At 66.1% G+C, this 16968-nt stretch carries 14 protein-coding genes; 4 read left to right on the top strand and 10 right to left on the bottom strand.

The genetic code is table 11. The features are described 5' to 3' along the window. Window positions 1-26 precede the first annotated feature (26 nt). Window positions 27-1508, top strand: a complete 1482-nt coding sequence (locus ACL58G_RS09670; RefSeq protein WP_440966535.1) for a DUF1800 domain-containing protein — start codon at window positions 27-29, stop codon at window positions 1506-1508. A gap of 17 nt (window positions 1509-1525) precedes the next feature. Beyond that, complete coding sequence (locus ACL58G_RS09675; RefSeq protein ID WP_440966537.1) at window positions 1526-2770, top strand: DUF1501 domain-containing protein; 1245 nt, start codon at window positions 1526-1528, stop codon at window positions 2768-2770. Between the two features lie 254 nt (window positions 2771-3024). On the opposite strand, the gene ACL58G_RS09680 is transcribed toward ACL58G_RS09675, so the two are convergent. From ACL58G_RS09680 to lplT, 5 genes are all read right to left on the bottom strand, one after another. Then, window positions 3025-3777, bottom strand: coding sequence for a 2OG-Fe dioxygenase family protein (locus ACL58G_RS09680; protein WP_440966539.1), 753 nt, complete (start codon window positions 3775-3777; stop codon window positions 3025-3027). Between the two features lie 41 nt (window positions 3778-3818). Beyond that, window positions 3819-5807 carry a TonB-dependent receptor gene (locus ACL58G_RS09685; RefSeq protein WP_440966540.1) on the bottom strand — a complete coding sequence of 663 codons (1989 nt, stop codon included), beginning with the start codon at window positions 5805-5807 and terminating at the stop codon, window positions 3819-3821. After that, window positions 5807-6292 (bottom strand): DUF6702 family protein, encoded by a 486-nt coding sequence (locus tag ACL58G_RS09690; protein WP_413382778.1) that lies wholly within the window; start codon window positions 6290-6292, stop codon window positions 5807-5809. The genes ACL58G_RS09685 and ACL58G_RS09690 overlap by 1 nt, the downstream gene beginning before the upstream one ends. A gap of 58 nt (window positions 6293-6350) precedes the next feature. Further along, window positions 6351-8693, bottom strand: a complete 2343-nt coding sequence (locus ACL58G_RS09695) for a M1 family metallopeptidase (protein WP_413382781.1) — start codon at window positions 8691-8693, stop codon at window positions 6351-6353. A 173-nt stretch (window positions 8694-8866) separates the two neighbouring features. Beyond that, window positions 8867-10081, bottom strand: a complete 1215-nt coding sequence (gene lplT, locus ACL58G_RS09700; RefSeq protein WP_440966542.1) for a lysophospholipid transporter LplT — start codon at window positions 10079-10081, stop codon at window positions 8867-8869. Window positions 10082-10223: 142 nt separating this feature from the next. Between lplT and ACL58G_RS09705 the strand changes: the two genes are divergently transcribed. After that, window positions 10224-11429: a GGDEF domain-containing protein gene (locus tag ACL58G_RS09705; RefSeq protein ID WP_413382786.1), complete on the top strand. Its 1206-nt coding sequence runs from the start codon at window positions 10224-10226 to the stop codon at window positions 11427-11429. 16 nt (window positions 11430-11445) lie between these two features. On the opposite strand, the gene ACL58G_RS09710 is transcribed toward ACL58G_RS09705, so the two are convergent. The 5 genes from ACL58G_RS09710 to ACL58G_RS09730 form a co-directional block, all read right to left on the bottom strand. Beyond that, window positions 11446-12720, bottom strand: coding sequence for a glucan 1,4-alpha-maltotetraohydrolase domain-containing protein (locus ACL58G_RS09710; protein ID WP_440966544.1), 1275 nt, complete (start codon window positions 12718-12720; stop codon window positions 11446-11448). A gap of 187 nt (window positions 12721-12907) precedes the next feature. Continuing rightward, a complete protein-coding gene (locus tag ACL58G_RS09715) occupies window positions 12908-13771 on the bottom strand; it encodes an NmrA family NAD(P)-binding protein (protein ID WP_440966546.1) in 864 nt (287 codons plus the stop codon). A gap of 448 nt (window positions 13772-14219) precedes the next feature. Next, window positions 14220-14378, bottom strand: coding sequence for a hypothetical protein (locus ACL58G_RS09720; protein ID WP_440966548.1), 159 nt, complete (start codon window positions 14376-14378; stop codon window positions 14220-14222). Between the two features lie 48 nt (window positions 14379-14426). Further along, complete coding sequence (locus ACL58G_RS09725; RefSeq protein ID WP_440966549.1) at window positions 14427-15266, bottom strand: phytanoyl-CoA dioxygenase family protein; 840 nt, start codon at window positions 15264-15266, stop codon at window positions 14427-14429. Window positions 15267-15301: 35 nt separating this feature from the next. Continuing rightward, window positions 15302-16339: a hypothetical protein gene (locus ACL58G_RS09730; protein WP_440966551.1), complete on the bottom strand. Its 1038-nt coding sequence runs from the start codon at window positions 16337-16339 to the stop codon at window positions 15302-15304. 100 nt (window positions 16340-16439) lie between these two features. On the opposite strand from ACL58G_RS09730, the gene ACL58G_RS09735 reads away from it, so the two are divergent. Further along, window positions 16440-16931: a DUF3828 domain-containing protein gene (locus ACL58G_RS09735; RefSeq protein ID WP_440966552.1), complete on the top strand. Its 492-nt coding sequence runs from the start codon at window positions 16440-16442 to the stop codon at window positions 16929-16931. Window positions 16932-16968: the final 37 nt, after the last annotated feature.

The following is a 16968-nucleotide window of genomic DNA, read 5'->3' on the forward strand; positions in this document are numbered from 1 at the left end:
AAATGGCGGCCAACATGGAGCTCAACATGATCCGACGCGCATCGCTTGTCCTGCTGGCCGCCTTGATGGCGACGGGTGCTGCATCGGCCGCTGATGGCGCATCTGGCCCCGATGCGCAGGCGCTGCATGTGCTCAACCGCCTGGCGTACGGCCCGCGTCCCGGCGACGTCGGGCGCGTGGCGCAGATGGGCGTGCAGCGCTGGATCGACCAGCAGCTGCACCCGGAGACGATCCCGCTGCCGGCCGACCTGAACGCACGCCTGGCCGCACTGGACACCGTGAACCGCAGCGCCGGCGAATCGCTGGCCGAGTTCCTGGGACTGCGGCGCGCCGTGCGGATGGACGACGAGGGCGCGAAACAGCGCCGGCGCGAGGCCGAGATGCGCGTGGCGCGCCAGGCCGCGGAAGCCCGGCTGCTGCGCGCCGTCGAGAGCCCGCGCCAGCTGGAAGAAGTCATGGTCGACTTCTGGTACAACCATTTCAACGTCTTCGCGGGCAAAGGAATCGACCGCGCACTGGTGACGAGCTACGAACGCGACGCGATCCGCCCGCACGCGCTCGGCTCCTTCCGCGCGCTGCTGGGCGCGACGGCGAAGCATCCGGCGATGCTGTTCTACCTCGATAACGTCGTGTCGTCGGCGCCGCGCCCGGAAGCGAAGGGTAAGGCGCGGGGGCTGAACGAAAACTATGCGCGCGAACTGATGGAGTTGCACACGCTGGGCGCGGACGGCGGCTACACGCAGCGCGACGTGACGGAGCTGGCGCGCATGCTGACCGGGTGGACGTTCGACCAGAAGCGTCTCGCGCGCACGGGCGAGACATTCCGCTTCGACGCCGGCCGCCACGATGCCGGCACCAAGACGTGGCTGGGCCGCGCGATCGCGCCGGCCGGCCAGCAGGAAGGGGAGTATGCGCTGGACGTGCTGGCCATGCACCCCGCCACCGCGCGCCACGTGAGCCGCGAGCTGGCGCAGTACTTCGTCAGCGACGAGCCGCCACCAAGCCTCGTCGACCGCATGGCGGCCACGTGGCAGAAGTCGCAGGGCGACATCCGCGCCGTGCTGGCGACGCTGTTCGCGAGCCGCGAATTCATGGACGCGGGGAGCGTCGGCGCGAAGTTCAAGACGCCGTACCAGTTCGTGGTATCGGCCCTGCGGGCGAGCGGTATGCAGGTGGCGAACGTGGGGCCGCTCGTGAATACGATGAGCCAGCTGGGCATGCCGTTGTACGGCTGCCAGACGCCGGACGGGTACAAGAACACGCAGGACGCGTGGCTGAACCCGGACGCGCTGACGCGGCGCATCGCCTTCGCGAGCGCGCTGGCCGGCGGCAAACTGCCGCTGGCGACGGTGCCGGCCGATGCGCCGCCGGCGCCGCTCGATCCGGTCCGGCTGCAGGCGACGCTGGCCGGATCGATCTCGCCGCGCACGCTGGGCATCGTCCAGCGCAACCCGGACAACCTGCGGGCCGCCATGCTGCTCGGCAGCCCCGATTTCATGCAGCGCTGATTCGATCGGAGGAGCTCATGCGACGCAGGCATTTTCTCAACGCGGTGGGTGCCGGCCTCCTGCTGCCCGCCGGCCGCGGCGCGTGGGCCGTGAGCGCGCCGGCCGCCGGCCCCACGAACAAAAAACTCATCGTCGTGATGCTGCGCGGCGCCGTCGACGGCCTGAACGTCGTGGCGCCCGTCGGCGACGGGAACTACCTGCGGCTGCGGCCCACGATCGGCCTCGCGGCGCCCGGCATGGAGGGCGGCGCGCTGGACCTGGACGGCTACTTCGGCCTGCATCCCGCGCTGGCCAGCCTGCAGCCGCTATGGGCCGCGCGCAAGCTCGCGTTCGTGCACGCCAGCGGTTCGCCGGACGCGACGCGTTCCCACTTCGACGCGCAGGACTACATGGAATCCGCGACACCGGGCCGCAAGAACACGCCGGACGGCTGGATGAACCGTCTCGTGGCCGCGCTGCCCGGTCCGCAGTCGCCCAGCCGGCTGCTGGGCATCGGCCCGGTGCTGCCGCGCATCCTGTCCGGCCACGCGGCTGCGGTGAACCTGCCGAACGTCGCGGCCGCCGCGCGCGCGGACCTGCTCGACCGGCCGGCCGTCAAGGCCGCGTTCGACGAACTGTATGCGAACCACCCCCGCTTCGGGCGCGCGTACGCGGAGGGGCGCAATGCCCACCGCGAAGTCATGGATGCCCTGGAACAGAACCAAATGAGCCGCGAGATGCAGGCCGCCGACCGCGGCGCCCCGCTGCCGAACGGTTTCCCCGACGATGCCGCCCGCCTTGCGGGCCTGATGCGCAACGACCCGAAGATCCAGCTGGCCTTCGTCGCGCTGGGCGGCTGGGACACGCACGCGAACCAGGGCGCCGCGACCGGCCAGCTCGCGAACCGACTCGCACCGCTGGGGCAGGGCCTGGCCGTGCTGGCCGAGCGCCTTGGCCCATTGTTCGACGACACGGTCGTCGTCGTGATGTCGGAATTCGGCCGCACGGCACGCGAGAACGGCAACGGCGGCACCGACCACGGCCACGGCAATGTGATGTGGGTCATGGGCGGCAAGGTGCGCGGCGGTAAGGTGTATGGCGACTGGGAAGGTGTCGGCGACACGAAACTGAACGAGGGGCGCGATTTGCCGGTTACGACCGACTTTCGTTCGGTGTTAGCGCAAATATCTGAAGAACATTTAATGTTAGGCGACCAGCGTCTGGAACAGGTCTTTCCCGCAATGCCGCAAAAACGTGCTGGATTCCGTATCGTTGGTGCCTGAGCCTCTACTCTAGAGGCTGCCCTCTACATATAGTAGTTCTACCGTATTGCGGTGCACAATAATTAGGGCTATAGTTGCACCTGTCTCCTCCAGTTTTTCTCCGAAAACCTGGATTCAGCCCGCACCGCAAGGTCGCGGGCTTTTTTTTATCAGAAATTGTCCGACGCTAACATTTGTGGGCGCATGCAATGGCGCATGCCTTTCTTTTGTTCAGTCGGGAAGCGCGGCGCGAACGGCCGCGCGCGCGGGATGGCTCAGGCGCCGGTCGTCTCGGCGTCGTCGCCCTGGAAGGCGCCGGCGCGCCAGGTCAGCACGAGCGTGTCGCGGTGGCCGTCGGCGCCGATGGGCTGGATCGGCGTCGATTCGTGGATGACGGCAGCGTCGTCCAGCAGCAGCAGGGTCCATGGATCCGTCATCGTGAAGCGCTGGCCTTTCGGGCCGTCCGCCTCGAACACGCGCGTCTCGCCACCCTTGATGTTCTCGCGCCCGATCAGGATGACGGCAACGAAGTCGACGCCGTCGCGGTGCGCGCCTTCCGGCGTGGGGCGGCCGATGCCGTCGGCGGTGTCGATGCGGAACTGGTGCGCCTCGACGTACCAGGTCTGCCGGCCTTTCACCTGCGAGCACACGGCGCCCAGCGCGCGCAGCAGCTTCGGCCAGGCCGGCTGCTCGACGGTGGACGGTTCGATGGGGACGAACAGGCGGTGCATGCCGCCGTGCAGGGCGTTGTACTCGACCGGTTGCCAGTGCGCGCGGTGCGGGCTTTGCGTGAGAGTCTCGCCGCTGTCGACGAAGCACGAATGGCGGCGCCGGCGATAGCGCCCGCCGTCTTTCAGGTAGTTGTCGAGCTCCAGGCGGTTCCAGCTCGGCGCCAGCGCCTTCAGCTCAGCGAGCGAACATCCGGCCAGTTGCGCCACGTCGGCCGGGCGCAGCAGCGCATAGCCGTCGCCGCGCAGTGCATCGGCGATGCGGGCCGGGTCGGTATAAGGTGGTTGCGGTGTTGTCATCCCGGTAGCCTAGCACTTTTTGTGCGCGGCCGTGCCGGCCATCACCAGTTCCTGACGAGCGTCAGCCGGAACGAGCGCGCCTCGATCGGGTGGAAATGCACGTCCTCGCGCGGCGCCGTTTCGCCGCGCAGCTGCGACGCATAGTAGTAGTCGATCGCGGACGCGCGCCGGTTCGCCAGGTTGAACCCTTCCAGTTCCAGCCGCAGGTCGCGGCTCATGCGGTAGCCGAGGCGGCCGTTCAGGGTCGTGCTGGCGCGCGAGCGCACGCTGTCGTCTTCGACGAGCGGACGCGGCCCGAAGTACCGCAGGCGCAGCGCGCCTTCCCATGGGCCGACCTGGCTCACCGTCAGCGCGAGCTGGGCGACGCCCTCGATCGCCTCCGGGATGCGGTCCTGCCCCGGCGCGACGCCGCGCGAGCGCGCATGCGCGTAAGCGGCGTCGAAGTCGACCGACAACCATTTATACGGTTTATAGTAATTCGAGAACTCGATGCCGATGCGGCGGCTGGGCGGCCCGGCCTCGGTCGTCCCTTCGTCGCCCACGTACGTCAGCTCGGAATCGAAGTCCAGGCGGTACAGGGAGAGGGCCGTCTGCATCGTCGGGATGGCTTCGGTGCGCAGGCCCAGCTCCATGCCGCGCGAGCGCACGAGGCCGGGCGCCGCGAGCGTCCCGCGCGCATCGTTGCTGTGGAAGCCTTCGCCGTAGTTCACGTAGAACTCGGCTCGGCGCCAAGGGCCGAACACGACGTTGGCGGACGGGCTGGCCAGCGAGTCGCTGCCGTCGACGCCGCCGGTGCGCACGCGGAAGCGGTAATCGTCCGCGCGCACGCCCACCGTCGAGCGCAGCCACGGGTTCCAGCGCGTGGCGTTCTCGATGAAGGCGCCAAGACTCGTCTCGACGATGTGGTCCGCGCGCGTCACGGACAAGGTCTTGCGCGCGGCCGTGCGATACAGGCCGTTGAAGATGTTGTCGTTCTGCGCTTCCAGGCCGACGGTGATGTCCGACGTCGACGTCCCGCCCCGGTGCACGTGCCAGCTGTGCGTGGCATTGACGCCGCTCGTCACGCGCCGGTCCGGCTGGGCGAACTGGTCGCCGTTGACCGGGTCGTTCATGAAGTACGTGAAGTCGGACCACAGGTCGAGCTGGTTGCGGATGACGTAAGCGCTGACCTTCGACGCCGAATCCTGGCCCGTGCGGCGCCATACGCCCGACAGGCTGAAGCGCTTCGCTGCGCCGCCGTCGGTGGCGTCGATCGCGTCGAAGCGGCCAAGCTGGCCGGCGGCCACGGCGCGCTCGGGAATCTGGTCCGTCGCATTCCACCGGCCCCGGTACGCCATCGCCGTCACGCTCCAGCCGTTGTTCGCATAGCCGCCGCTGTAGCGCAGCACGCCGTTCAGCTTCTGGTAATCGTCCGGGTGCATGTACGGGCCGTCGTTGTGCAGGGCTTCCAGCGCATACGTCAGCACGCCGTCGTCGATCTCCTTCGATGCCGCCAGCGCCGTGCGCGCGTAGCCGTCCTGGCCGATGCTGATGGTGGCCACGTTGCGCGCGAGGCGGTTCGCGTACGTGATCGATGCACTGCCGGCCGACGCGAAATCGCCTTCACTGGCCGAGTACGGGCCCTTCTTGTAGTCGAGGCGCGCCGTCAGTTCCGGGATCAGGAAGTTCAGGTCGGTCCAGCCCTGGCCGTGCGCGTGGCTGCGCTGGTTGACGGGCATGTCGTCCAGGTACGTGGCCAGGTCCGTGCCGTGGTCGAGGTTGAAGCCGCGCAGGAAGAACTGGTTCGCCTTGCCTTCGCCGCTGTGCTGGCTGACGATCAGGCCCGGCGCCGCTTCCAGCAGTTCGCCGGGCCGGTACACGGTGCGCATCGCCAGTTCCTTCTGGTTGACGGTGCCGGCGCTGGCGGCATCCGCGATGCCCAGCTGGCTCGTGCGCGCGCCCTCGACGAGCACGCGCTGGATGACGGGATCGTCCGCCCACGCGCAGGCGGGAACGAAGGCGGCGGCAAGCAGCAGGGCGATCGGGCGCATCAGTGGACGGGGAGTTCGGTGCGGCTGCTGGTGAAGCCGAACGTACGCAGGCTGCCGCTCGCCGTCAGGTTCGCGGTGTTCTGCTGGTCGGGCAGGAAGTCGCTCAGCACGGCATCGTGGATCGTCTCGACGTTCACCACAGGCGTGCGCACCGCTTCCTGGAACACGACGACGCTGTCCGTGTCGACCGTCACGCCGACCCAGTTCAGCGGCAGGCGGCGGCCGTCCCTGTCGGCCAGCCAGAACTGCTTTTCCACGTACTTGCGCAGCACGGCCTGGTCCTCGGGATCGGACAGGTCGAACTGGCGCTGGTACAGTTCCGTCAGCAGCGCCTCCACGTCGTGCGCCATGTACGTGTGCACGACTTCCGTGCTGCCCGTGCGCTCGTTGTAGCTGATGTCGGTGATGCCGGCGTGGAAGCGGTGCGCGGAGGCGTGCAGGCATACGCACGCGCACAGCAGGACGAGGATGCGACGCAAATTCATTCGATACCTTCTTATGCATGCGGTTTGTTGACATCCGCGTGGGCACGGGGTGCCCACTCTACTTCTTGAGCTTCTCGTTGAAGTCTCTCATCAGGTTGTTCTTGTCATGCTCGGTCTTGTACAACTCCAGGCGCGACGGCATCGCCTTGCGCGGCCAGCTGTTGTTGCCGGTGTCCGTGTCGGCTGTCTCCCAGTACGGGTCCTGCGTCAGCGCGACCATTGGCTCGTCCGTGATGATCAGCTTCGTGATCTTGGTGGGAGTGTAGCGCCACACCTCGGCCGGGATGCGCTCGATGGTCTTTTTCCCGCTCTGCAGGGTGATCTCCAGCACGAGAGGCGTCACGAGGCCGCCCAGGTTGCTGAAGTCGACGAGGTACAGATGCTTGCCTTCCTTGAGCAGTTTCTTCTCCCAGTCTTCCAGGTCGCCGATCGCCTCGTTGTACTTGTTGCGGTCGTGGTTCGTGACCGTGAACTCGTCATGCTCGTTGTAGAAGTCCTTCAGTTCCGGATGCGCGTCGACGCGGCGCGGCAGGGTGCCCTTGTTGCGCTGGTCCGTGATCGAGATCGGTTCCGCATCGCGTTGCGCCTTCTTCCACGCTTTCTCGATCTCGGGATCCTTCGTGCCGACCGTGTATTCGCTGATGCCGTCGACGCTCACGTCCACGTGGTCGGTCGTGTAGAACCAGCCGCGCCAGAACCAGTCGAGGTCCGTGCCCGACGCATCCTCCATCGTGCGGAAGAAATCGGACGGCGTCGGACGCTTGAACTTCCAGCGCTGCGCGTATTCGCGGAAGGCGAAGTCGAACAGCTCGCGGCCCAGCACCGTCTCGCGCAGGACGATCAGCGCGGCCGTCGGTTTCGCGTACGCGTTGTAGCCGAGGGCGGCGATGGATTCCGAGTTCGTCATGATCGGCACCTGGTTGGTGCTCTTCATGTAGTCGACGATGGCGCGCGGTTCGCCGCGCGACTGCGGGTAATGCTCTTCCCACGCCTGTTCGGCCAGGTATTGCAGGAAGCTGTTCAGGCCCTCGTCCATCCACGTCCACTGGCGCTCGTCCGAGTTGACGATCATCGGGAAGTAGTTGTGGCCCACTTCATGGATCACGACGCTGATCAGGCCATACTTGGTGCGGCTGGAGTACGTGAGCTCGCCCGTCGTCTTGTCCTTCGTCGGACGCGGGCCGTTAAAGCAGATCATCGGATATTCCATGCCGCCCACCGGACCGTTCACGGAAATCGCGACGGGATACGGATAGTCGAAGGAATACTTGTTGTACTCGGCGATCGTGTGGATCACGGCGGCCGTCGAGTATTTTTCCCACAGCGGATTGCCTTCCTTCGGGTAGAACGACTGCGCGAGCACATTGGTCGCGTCCTTCTTGAAGCCCTGCGCGTCCCAGATGAACTTGCGGCTCGACGCCCACGCGAAATCGCGCACGTTCTTCGCGCGGAAGCGCCACGTTTTCGTGCCGCCGGCGCGGGTCTGTTCGCGCGCCTCGGCCTCGGCCTGCGTGGCGATGACGACGGGCCTGGTCGCCGTGCGCGCCTGCTCCAGGCGCTGGCGCTGGGCGGTGGTCAACACGTCGCCCGGGTTCTGCAGCTCGCCGGTGGCGGCCACGATGTGGTCGGCGGGGACGGTCAACTGCACGTCGTAGTCGCCGAATTCCAGCGTGAATTCGCCGGTGCCGAGGAATTGCTTGTGCTGCCAGCCCGTTACATCGTAGTACGCGGCCATGCGCGGGAACCACTGGGCGATCTCGAACAGGTCGTTCTTGTCTTCGTCGAACTTCTCGTAGCCGGAGCGGCCGCCGAGCACCTTCTGCTCGTTGATGTTGTAGCTCCAGTCGATCGAGAACGCGACCTTCGCGCCCGGCTTCAGGGGCTGCCGCAGGTCGATGCGCATCATCGTGCGGTTGATGACGACGTGCAGAGGGCGGCCGCCCGCATCCTTCACGGCGGCGATTTTAAAACCGCCGTCGAACGTGCTCTTTTCCAGCACGGAGCGCAGCGCGTCGAATTTATAGCCGTCTTCCGGCCCGCGCGCCTTGGCCCAGGCGTCGCGCGAGGGGACGGTCGCCGTCATGCGCGCGTCGGAATCGCGTTTATAGATGTTCTGGTCGAGCTGGATCCACAGGTAGGACAGCGTGTCGGGCGAATTATTGTGATACGTGATCGTCTCGGTGCCGCTGATGGCGCGCCGGCTTTCGTCCAGCGTGGCGCGGATCGCATAGTCGGCGCGCTGCTGCCAGTACGCGTGTCCCGGGGCGCCGGAGGCGGTGCGGATCGTGGTCGGGGTGGGCAGCAATTCGTCGAGCTGGCGGAATTTGTCGTCGAAAGGTTCCGCCGCGATTGCCGCCATGCTGAGGCATAGCGCCGCCAGGCCGATCGGGAAACGTATCATATTTACCCTGCATTCATGGTTGAAAGAAGGAAAATATTCTAGTCTTGACGTTCCGCCATTACTGTATTTGATGTGTAACAAGACTGATACATACGGATGGGCGTGGCGCGTGCGATACGGTCGGACACGCGGACACATGAACGGACACCAGGCGGACACCGCCGGCGGACAGGTCAGTCGATCCGCGCCGCCGCCATCCCGCGCAAGACCAGCGTGACGAGCACGATCAGGAGGCCCAGCAGCACGAGCACGGTATCGAGCCGCAGCTGCGCCTGCAGGGCCAGCGCATAGGTGGACGTCATCAGGAGGATGGCGAGGTTCTCGTTGAAGTTCTGCACGGCGATCGACTGGCCGGCAGGCATCAGGCGGTGGCCGCGGTGCTGCAGGATCGCGTTCATCGGCACGACGAACAGGCCGGCCAGGATGCCGATCGCGAGCAGCAGCGGCAGCGCCACCGCGACGGAATGCACCCACACCATCGCGCACAGCCCGCCGCCCATCACGGCCCCCAGCGGCATCACGGACAGGGAACGCACGAGCGGCACGGCCTTGCCGGCGACGGCGGCGCCCACCGCGACGCCGAGCGCGAACACGCCCTGCAGCGCCGCGGCACGGTCCAGCGTGAGACCGAGCACGTTCTGCGCCCACGTCAGCAAGAGCACCTGCAGCACCATGCCGCTGCCCCAGAACAGCGACGTGACCCCCAGCGAGATGCGGCCTTCGCGGTCCTGCCACAGCGTCCGGTTGCAGCGATAAAAATCGGCGAGCAGCGAGGGCAAGGGACGGCGCGCGTCGGCCGGGCGGGCGCCGGCGTGCATCACGGGCAGGTTCAACAGCGTCGCCAGCAAATACGTCATGACGATCACGGCAACCGCCATGCCGACGGGCGTGGCCCGCCATGGCAAGGTCAGGTGCAGCAGCCACGCGATCGTCTGCGGATTGGCGGAAAGGGCGCCGCCCAGCACCGTGCCGAGGATCATGGCGAGCACGGTCGTGCCCTCGATCCAGCCGTTGGCCGCCACGAGGCGGCGCGGCGGCAGCACCTCGGCCAGGATGCCGTACTTGGCGGGCGAGTATGCGGAGGCGCCGAGCCCCACGATGCCGTAGGCGAGCAGGGGATTGGCCTTGGCCAGGATCAGCGAGCAGCCGAGCATCTTGACGGTGTTCGTCAGCAGCATCACGCGGCCCTTGGGAAAGCGGTCGGCGAAGGCGCCGGCGAACGGCGCCAGCACGATGTACGACAGGACGAAACCCATCTTCAGCATCGGCGTCATCCACTGCGGGAACGACAGCGTGGCGACCAGCGACACGCACAGGATGAACAGCGCGCTGTCCGCCAGCGACGAAAAGAACTGGGCGCCGACGATGGCGAAGAATGCGGCATTCATGGAAGCGGTATATCACAGCCGTCCCGGAGGCCGGATTCGCTTGCTGTAAATACAGAAACTTTGCGATTGCGACAATTGGTTAGATTTGCATATAAACAATAGTTTTATACTTAAGAAATTATCTATACAGGTTGGATGGCGCTTGGACGCTTTCACACTCATCGTGGCCGCCGCGCTGGCGGCATTGACCATGGCTGCCAGCATGGGGCTGCTGTACCTCGCCAGCGCGCGCCAGGCCTGCCTCGTCGACTGGACGGTCGCCGCTGCGTTATTCGCACTGAGCAACGGGCTGGGCGCCATCGGCCTGCACCAGCAGGCGGGCGCCATTCTGTTCATCGCCTGCGTCAACGCGCTCCACATCGGCGGCCATTTCGGCATGCTGGCCGGGGTGCGGCGCCACCTGCACCTGGCGCCCGGCTGGCGCTGGGGCGTGCTGCTGATGGTCGCCGTGCTGGCGGCGCATGCGCTGATGTTCGCGCGCGGCGCGCCGCTGTACCGGCTCGTGCTGTTCACACCGTTCGTCGGCGCGCTCAATCTCGGCGCCGCGTGGCTGCTGTGGCGCCGCAGCGAGCGCGAGGCGTGCGCGGCGCATACGCCGCTGATCGTGCTGCAGGTGCTGTCCGCACTGCAGCAGGTCGCGCGCATGGCGATCATGCTCGTGTACGACGGCCACCCGCCGGGCTTCCTGGGCGGCGATTTCTTCCGCACGTCCGGCGCGCTGGCGATACTGGTGTACATGTCGCTGGCGACGATGTGCTGCGCGCTGATCGTCAGCCACCAGCAGACATTGGCGTTGCGCCGCGCCTCGCTGACGGACGTGCTGACCGGCTGGCTGAACCGGCGCGCCCTGCACGACGTGGCCACGCGCGACTTCCGCCGCTGCCGCCGCAACGGTTCGACCATGTTCTTCATCACGTTCGACATCGACCACTTCAAGCCCATCAACGACCGCTACGGCCACGGCGTGGGGGACGCGGCGATCTGCCACGTGACGGCACTGTCGGCGCGGGTGCTGCGCGGGTACGATGCGCTGTTCCGCATCGGCGGGGAAGAGTTCGCGGTACTGGTCGTCGGCGAACATGCGGGGAACGTGGGCACCATGGCCGAACGCCTGCGCGAGGCCGTGGTGGCGGCGCCGCTGACCGTCGAGGGGACGCCGGTCCCGATGACCGTCAGCGTGGGCGTGGCCGCGCTGGATGCGCACGACCAGAAATGGGAAGACATCCTGAGCCGCGCGGACGTGGCGCTGTACCACGCCAAGCAGAACGGCCGCAACCGCGTCAGCGTGCATGGCCGCGATGTCATCGGCCGCGGCCAGGCGGCGCGGCTGCAGGCGGTGGTGGCCTGAGCCGCTTCGTGCGCTTTTATTTCATCCAGACGGCGTAGTTGTTACCCGACGTCTGCAACGTCCAGCCGGCACCCGGGCTCCAGCTGTTCGGGCCGATCTTCATCGCCAGCTGGTGCGTCGTGCCGGTGATGATGGCTGCGTACAGGCCTTGCGTCGCCTGCTGGATCGCGACCGCCGATGTCGAATTCACGCCCGCATTCTTGCGCGCCGCCATCAGCGCCGCGATCTGCGTCTTGAGATTCCAGTTGTAGATGTGCGGGTAGAACACGGTCGGGATGCCCGGATGCGACAGGATGTAGGCATACCCTTCCAGCACCGAACCGCACGGCACCGGCCACAGGTTCTGGCCCGTGCCGCAGCTTTCGGCCGGGCCGGTGTCGTGGTTGTCGACGAACGTCACCGACATCGCCGGCCACCAGCCGATGGCGCCCTGCGGCTTGCCGTCGGTCGCCTTCAGGCGCCAGTAATTGCCGTTGGCGAGGGCGTCGTTGAGGATGCCCTTGGTCGTGAAGTCGAACGCGCCGCAGCTGTTGCTGGTGCCGTTGATCCAGTCCATGATCGCCTGGCGGTTCGCGTTCAGGTTGTTCAGGTCGAACGAATCCGGCCACATCTCGCCGACGCAGAAATCGGGTGCGAACGCGTTCGAATACTGGCCCGCGTAGCTCGCCGAAAAGCCCTTCACGTAGTCGAAACGCAGGCCCGAGAAGCCGACCGGCTTCAGCGTGTAATTCAGCCAGTTGATGATGCCGTTCTGGACTTCGCCCACGTTCTTGTGGTCGAGGTCGCGCCCGGCGGAAAAGCCCTGGCCCGTGTCGGCGTTGCCGAGGCCGCAGTTGCACTCGTCGCCGTTGACGATGGAATAGGTGGTCCAGTTCGGGTTCGTGAAGTCGGACCAGCCGGTGGTGCCCACGCGGTGGTTGACGACGACGTCGACGATGGATTTGACGCCCTTGCTCTTGAATGCGCTCACGACATTCGTCAGCTCGGCCGCGCTGCCATATTTGGAATCGAGCTTGTTCAGCTGGCGCGGCAGATAGCCTTCCTTGGCGCTCGAATCCGACGGCGGCGGGAACCACACGTGGGTGAATCCCATCGCGCTCAAGTCGCCGACGTTGTTCAGCAGGGTGTTGTACCAGTCCGGGCCGGTGTAATTGGCCGAGTTCCAGTGGAAACCCTGCAGGACGATGGCCGTGCTGCCGCCGGCCTGCTGGGTGGGGGTGGCGGCCCCTGCCGGGGCCATGGACGTGATCATGCCCGCCGCCAGCAGGGCGACGATGGTGCTCTTCTTCATGCTTCTCCTCCGATGTGATACGGGTAAGGTCCCGGCGAACAACGGAGATCGTGCAAAAGTCCGTTGCTCAGTCAGGTACTTTTACTACGTATCGGGCGACCATTCTGTGATGTTTTCGTGCCCGACGGGGGAGATTCTTAGCTATACGTATTTTCGTGTCAATCTAATTTGCATGAACTGTGTAGTTTTAATACTTTCGATTTGCGCTTTCGCAAATGAAATTCTCGAGCGACGTCGCGCCGCGGACGGGGTCGTCCGGCCAGCGGTCCTGCTCGTCCAGCACGGTCCCGGTCATGCACGTATAGCTGCGCGCCGCTTCCACCGAAAAGCCGAGCTGGCGGAACGTCTGCTCCCAGGCGTGGCGCGGGACGACCTCGACGTCGACGGGGCGGCCGAGTGCCCGCGCGAACGCGTCGGCGACGTCGCGCGGCGTGTAGCGGCGCGGGCCTTCGATGTAGAGGGTCCCGGTCCGGTCCGCGGGCTCCATCAGCCGCTGCGCGGCGGCTTCGCCCAGGTCGCACGGCGCGACCATCGGGATGGCGGCATCCTCCGGAAAGAAGCTGGGCAGCTTGCCGCGGTGGCGCACCGTGTCGAGCATCTCGGTCCAGTTGCTCATGTAGTAGGCGCCGCGATTGACGGCGACGGGAACGGCCTGCGCCCGCAGCTTTTCCTCGAATTCGAACAGCACGGTGAGGTCGCCGCACGGCTCGCCGGCGCGCGCGCCGAACGTCGAGACGGCGATGGCCTTGCGCAAACCGGAGTCCGTCACCGCGTCGACGATGGCGGCGGCGTTCGCGCGCTCGACGGCGTCCGTGTCGGTGAACGGCGCGGCCGGTGGATTCAGCAGCAGCGCGGTGGTGCCGGTACGCAGGATGGCGCGCAGCGCGGGCACGTCGCGCACGTCCGCGACGGCGACTTTCGCGCCGGCATCGCGCAGCCAGGCCGCATGGCCGGCATTGCGCGTGACGACCGTGACGGGTTCGCCCCGGCGCAGCAGTGCGCGGGCCGTGGCCGAGCCGACGTGGCCGGTGCCTCCGATGATGATGTGCATGACGATCTCCTTTCGTTACCGAAGAAAGGAAGATTTTAAGAGGGAGCCCTGACAGTTTTTGTCAGGAGCGACAGAAGGTCAGCGGCCGATCATCAGGTGGGGCGCGGTTTTCTTTTCGTACGTCGGTGAGCTTCGCCGACGAACGTATCCTCAGCTATATTTTGCTTTACTTGGGCTGACGTAATCGGGGAATCAGGCGTGCCCGCGGTCGTTTCGTGCAGTCGCACGATCTTGTGTAATTCGTCGTCCAGTGCGGCAGCCCTCAAGTTGCGTGCCCGAATGTAGCTGGAAAGTTCTTCCTGCTTCGCGAGGGCATTATGGATGGCCTTTGAAAACTCCGTGTCATGGTGCGTCGTGATTATTCGGTCACTGACTCTTCAGTTCCTTATTGCGCATGGCCAGGTTGAGCACGTCGCGCCGGATGAACTCGACGGTCTCCGCAGGCGGCTCATCGACCGCGTTTCGAATCGCTTCCGAAGGCGTAGAGCAGATCGTATTCGAACACACAGTCGTTCGGCCGGAAGCCATTCCGCACCACATCGGAGAAGCTTGCCTGCGCCGCTTCCAGCCACTCGCCTTCGAGAAAAATCTCGATATGACAGTCCATGCCCGGCTTGTGCTTTAAAAGTGCATTAAAAGATACTGGAAGAGTATATCAATCGAAGCCACGTACGGGAAAATCCGCATCCCGCTGGATCCAGTTGCGCGGCGAATACGAAGTGCGCGCATCCGTCACGTGCAAGGTAAACGCGTGCCGCGAGACAGGCGACCGGTTCGGTGCGCTGTAGTGCGGCAGCAGCCCATGGAAGCAGACGAGATCCCCGGCCTTCGCGGCCAAAGGCACGGCCGTGCTGTCGTCGGGCCACGGCGTGCCGTCCAGTCTTTCCATCGCGATGGCATCGCCGTCGCGCAGGAAACGCTCGCGCAGCGGGCCGCGGTGGCCGCCCGGTTCGACCCACAGGCAGCCGTTCTCGATGGTCGCGTCTTCCAGCGCGAACCAGAACGTCGTCACGCTGATCGGCGTGGAATCGAAGAACGTCGCGTCCTGGTGCCAGCGCACTTCGCCGCCGATGCCGGGCTGCTTGAAGATGTACATCGATTGCCAGATCTGCGGCTGTTCGAGGCCCAGGTCGCGCGCGACGGCCGCCAGCTTCGCATCGTGCGTAAACGCCTTGAACACGGGGTCGAGGTCGTGCATGGCGTGGCCGATCTTGTTGATCGACAGGGCCTTGGCCTGCTTCAGCCGGCCGTCCGGGCCGAAGGCTTCCTCTTCGAAGAAGCAGCGGATCGTGTTGTCCGAGCCGAGGAACCAGGCGTCGCTGGCTCTCGCCTGGTCGCGCGTCGTGAAGATGGCGCGCGACTCCGCTGGGTCGAACGCGTCGACGATGTCGCCGGCGCGTGCACGCAGGCGCGCGATCTCGTCGGGCGCTTTGAAATTCGGGATGACGATGTAGCCGTCGCGCCGGTACCGGTCGCGTTGTTCGGGAGTGAGCATGGCTTGGTCCTTCGACTAAACCATGCCATTGTAGATCAGGCGGCCACCGTCCACGCACCGTCCGCATACACGCGCTCGTCGTCCAGGTACACCGCGTCCGTCACGACGAACACGTCGATGTGGTAGCGCGCATCCTTGCGCTTGAACCCCGGTTTCGCATACACGCCATGCTTGGCGCCCAGCGACAGGTGGATGCCGCACATGCGCTCGTACGTGCCGATGTCGTCCACGCGGCGCTCGCGCGTGAAGGCGCGGTTCATGCCGAAGCCGAGTTCGCGCACCCACACTTCGCCCTCGTCGCGGCGGATGATGTCGAGGACTTCCTGGAACGCCGGCGTGACGTTCTCCGTGCCGACCACGCGGCCCTTCTCGATGACGAGCGTGATCGGTGACTCGGGCCGGTTGACGAGGTAGGACGTGTCGCCGAACACGTGGACTTGCGCGCGCCCGCTGACGGCTTCCAGGTCGCGCGCTTCCGTGAACACTTCGCCGATCGGGAACTGGCCGCCGACATTGTGCATCGCGCTGTAGTCGCCCACGTTCAGCTTGGCGCTCTCCAGCGGCGAATCGAATACGAGGACGTCGCCGCCGCCATGCACCTCGGCACGGCGGGCACGGTCGATGCGCGCCTTCAGCGCATGGCCCACGCCGCGGAAGTAGGCGGGATCGTAGGCCAGCGCCTCGATGTAGTGCCCGCCCTGCGCGCCCGGCATGCGCGACAGGTGCACGTGCTCGATCACCTTCAGGCCCAGCTTGAAGAGTTCCACGCGCAGGCGGAAGCCGTCGAGGCGGAAGTTCGTCGACTGCACCAGGACGACGAGATCCTGCGGCGCCAGCGTGCGGAACGTCGCGAGCACCTCGTCGGGGGCCACCGTGTCGAAGTCGACGAAAGACGCGTCCGGCAGGTTCGCGCGGTACGCGGCGACGAGGGCGCGGGCCAGGGCCGTGCGGGTGTCGAAGACGACCAGCGCGCGCCGCTCGGGCGTGTGTTCGAGCGCGATCGCGAGCACGTCGCGCAGGTGCGCGGTGGCGGAGTCGATGGCGGCGGCGGGCAGGGCGTCGGTGGTCGTCATGGCATGGGTGAAGGGGAAGACAACCCGGCATTATACCCTTGCGGCAGGTCACGATCAGGCCGGCCGGAATGCTGCACAGTCTGGCTGTCAGGAGCCCATCATGTTGATTCGTAAAGGAAATTTCCTAAAGCTCATTCTGTTTGGCGTGCTGCTGGTTTGTCTCTCGGCGCATGCGGCGGCGTTGCGCGCACCGGAGATCGTGGCCGCGGAATTCTATGGCTGGTACCTGCAGACGCTCGACGCCGACCAGGATCCCCTGAGCGACCGCTACGATCGCCTGAATGCATACGTCGCGAAGCCCCTCGTCGACCAGCTGGTGAAACGCCTGCAGGAGCAAAAGGCGGCGGCGGGCGACTACTTCCTGCAAGCGCCGCGCATCCAGGGCGCATGGCTGCGGGGGCGCGTGCAGGCCGTCACCCTGCGCCGCCAGGCGCGCAGCGCCGACGTCCTCGTCACCCTCGACGGCGACGGCGACGCGAAACATGAAGTGGTACTGACGATGGTGCTGGACAACGGCACCTGGAAGATCCGCCACGTGAACCGCGCGGCACTCGATGCTGCCGAAAGTTCCACTTCCCGCGCCGCTATTTGATCCCTGAAGCACAGCCACGCGCTACTCCGTGAACAGG

The organism is Massilia sp. GER05, from assembly GCF_052056005.1.
Taxonomy (GTDB): Bacteria; Pseudomonadota; Gammaproteobacteria; order Burkholderiales; family Burkholderiaceae_D; genus Telluria; species Telluria orientalis.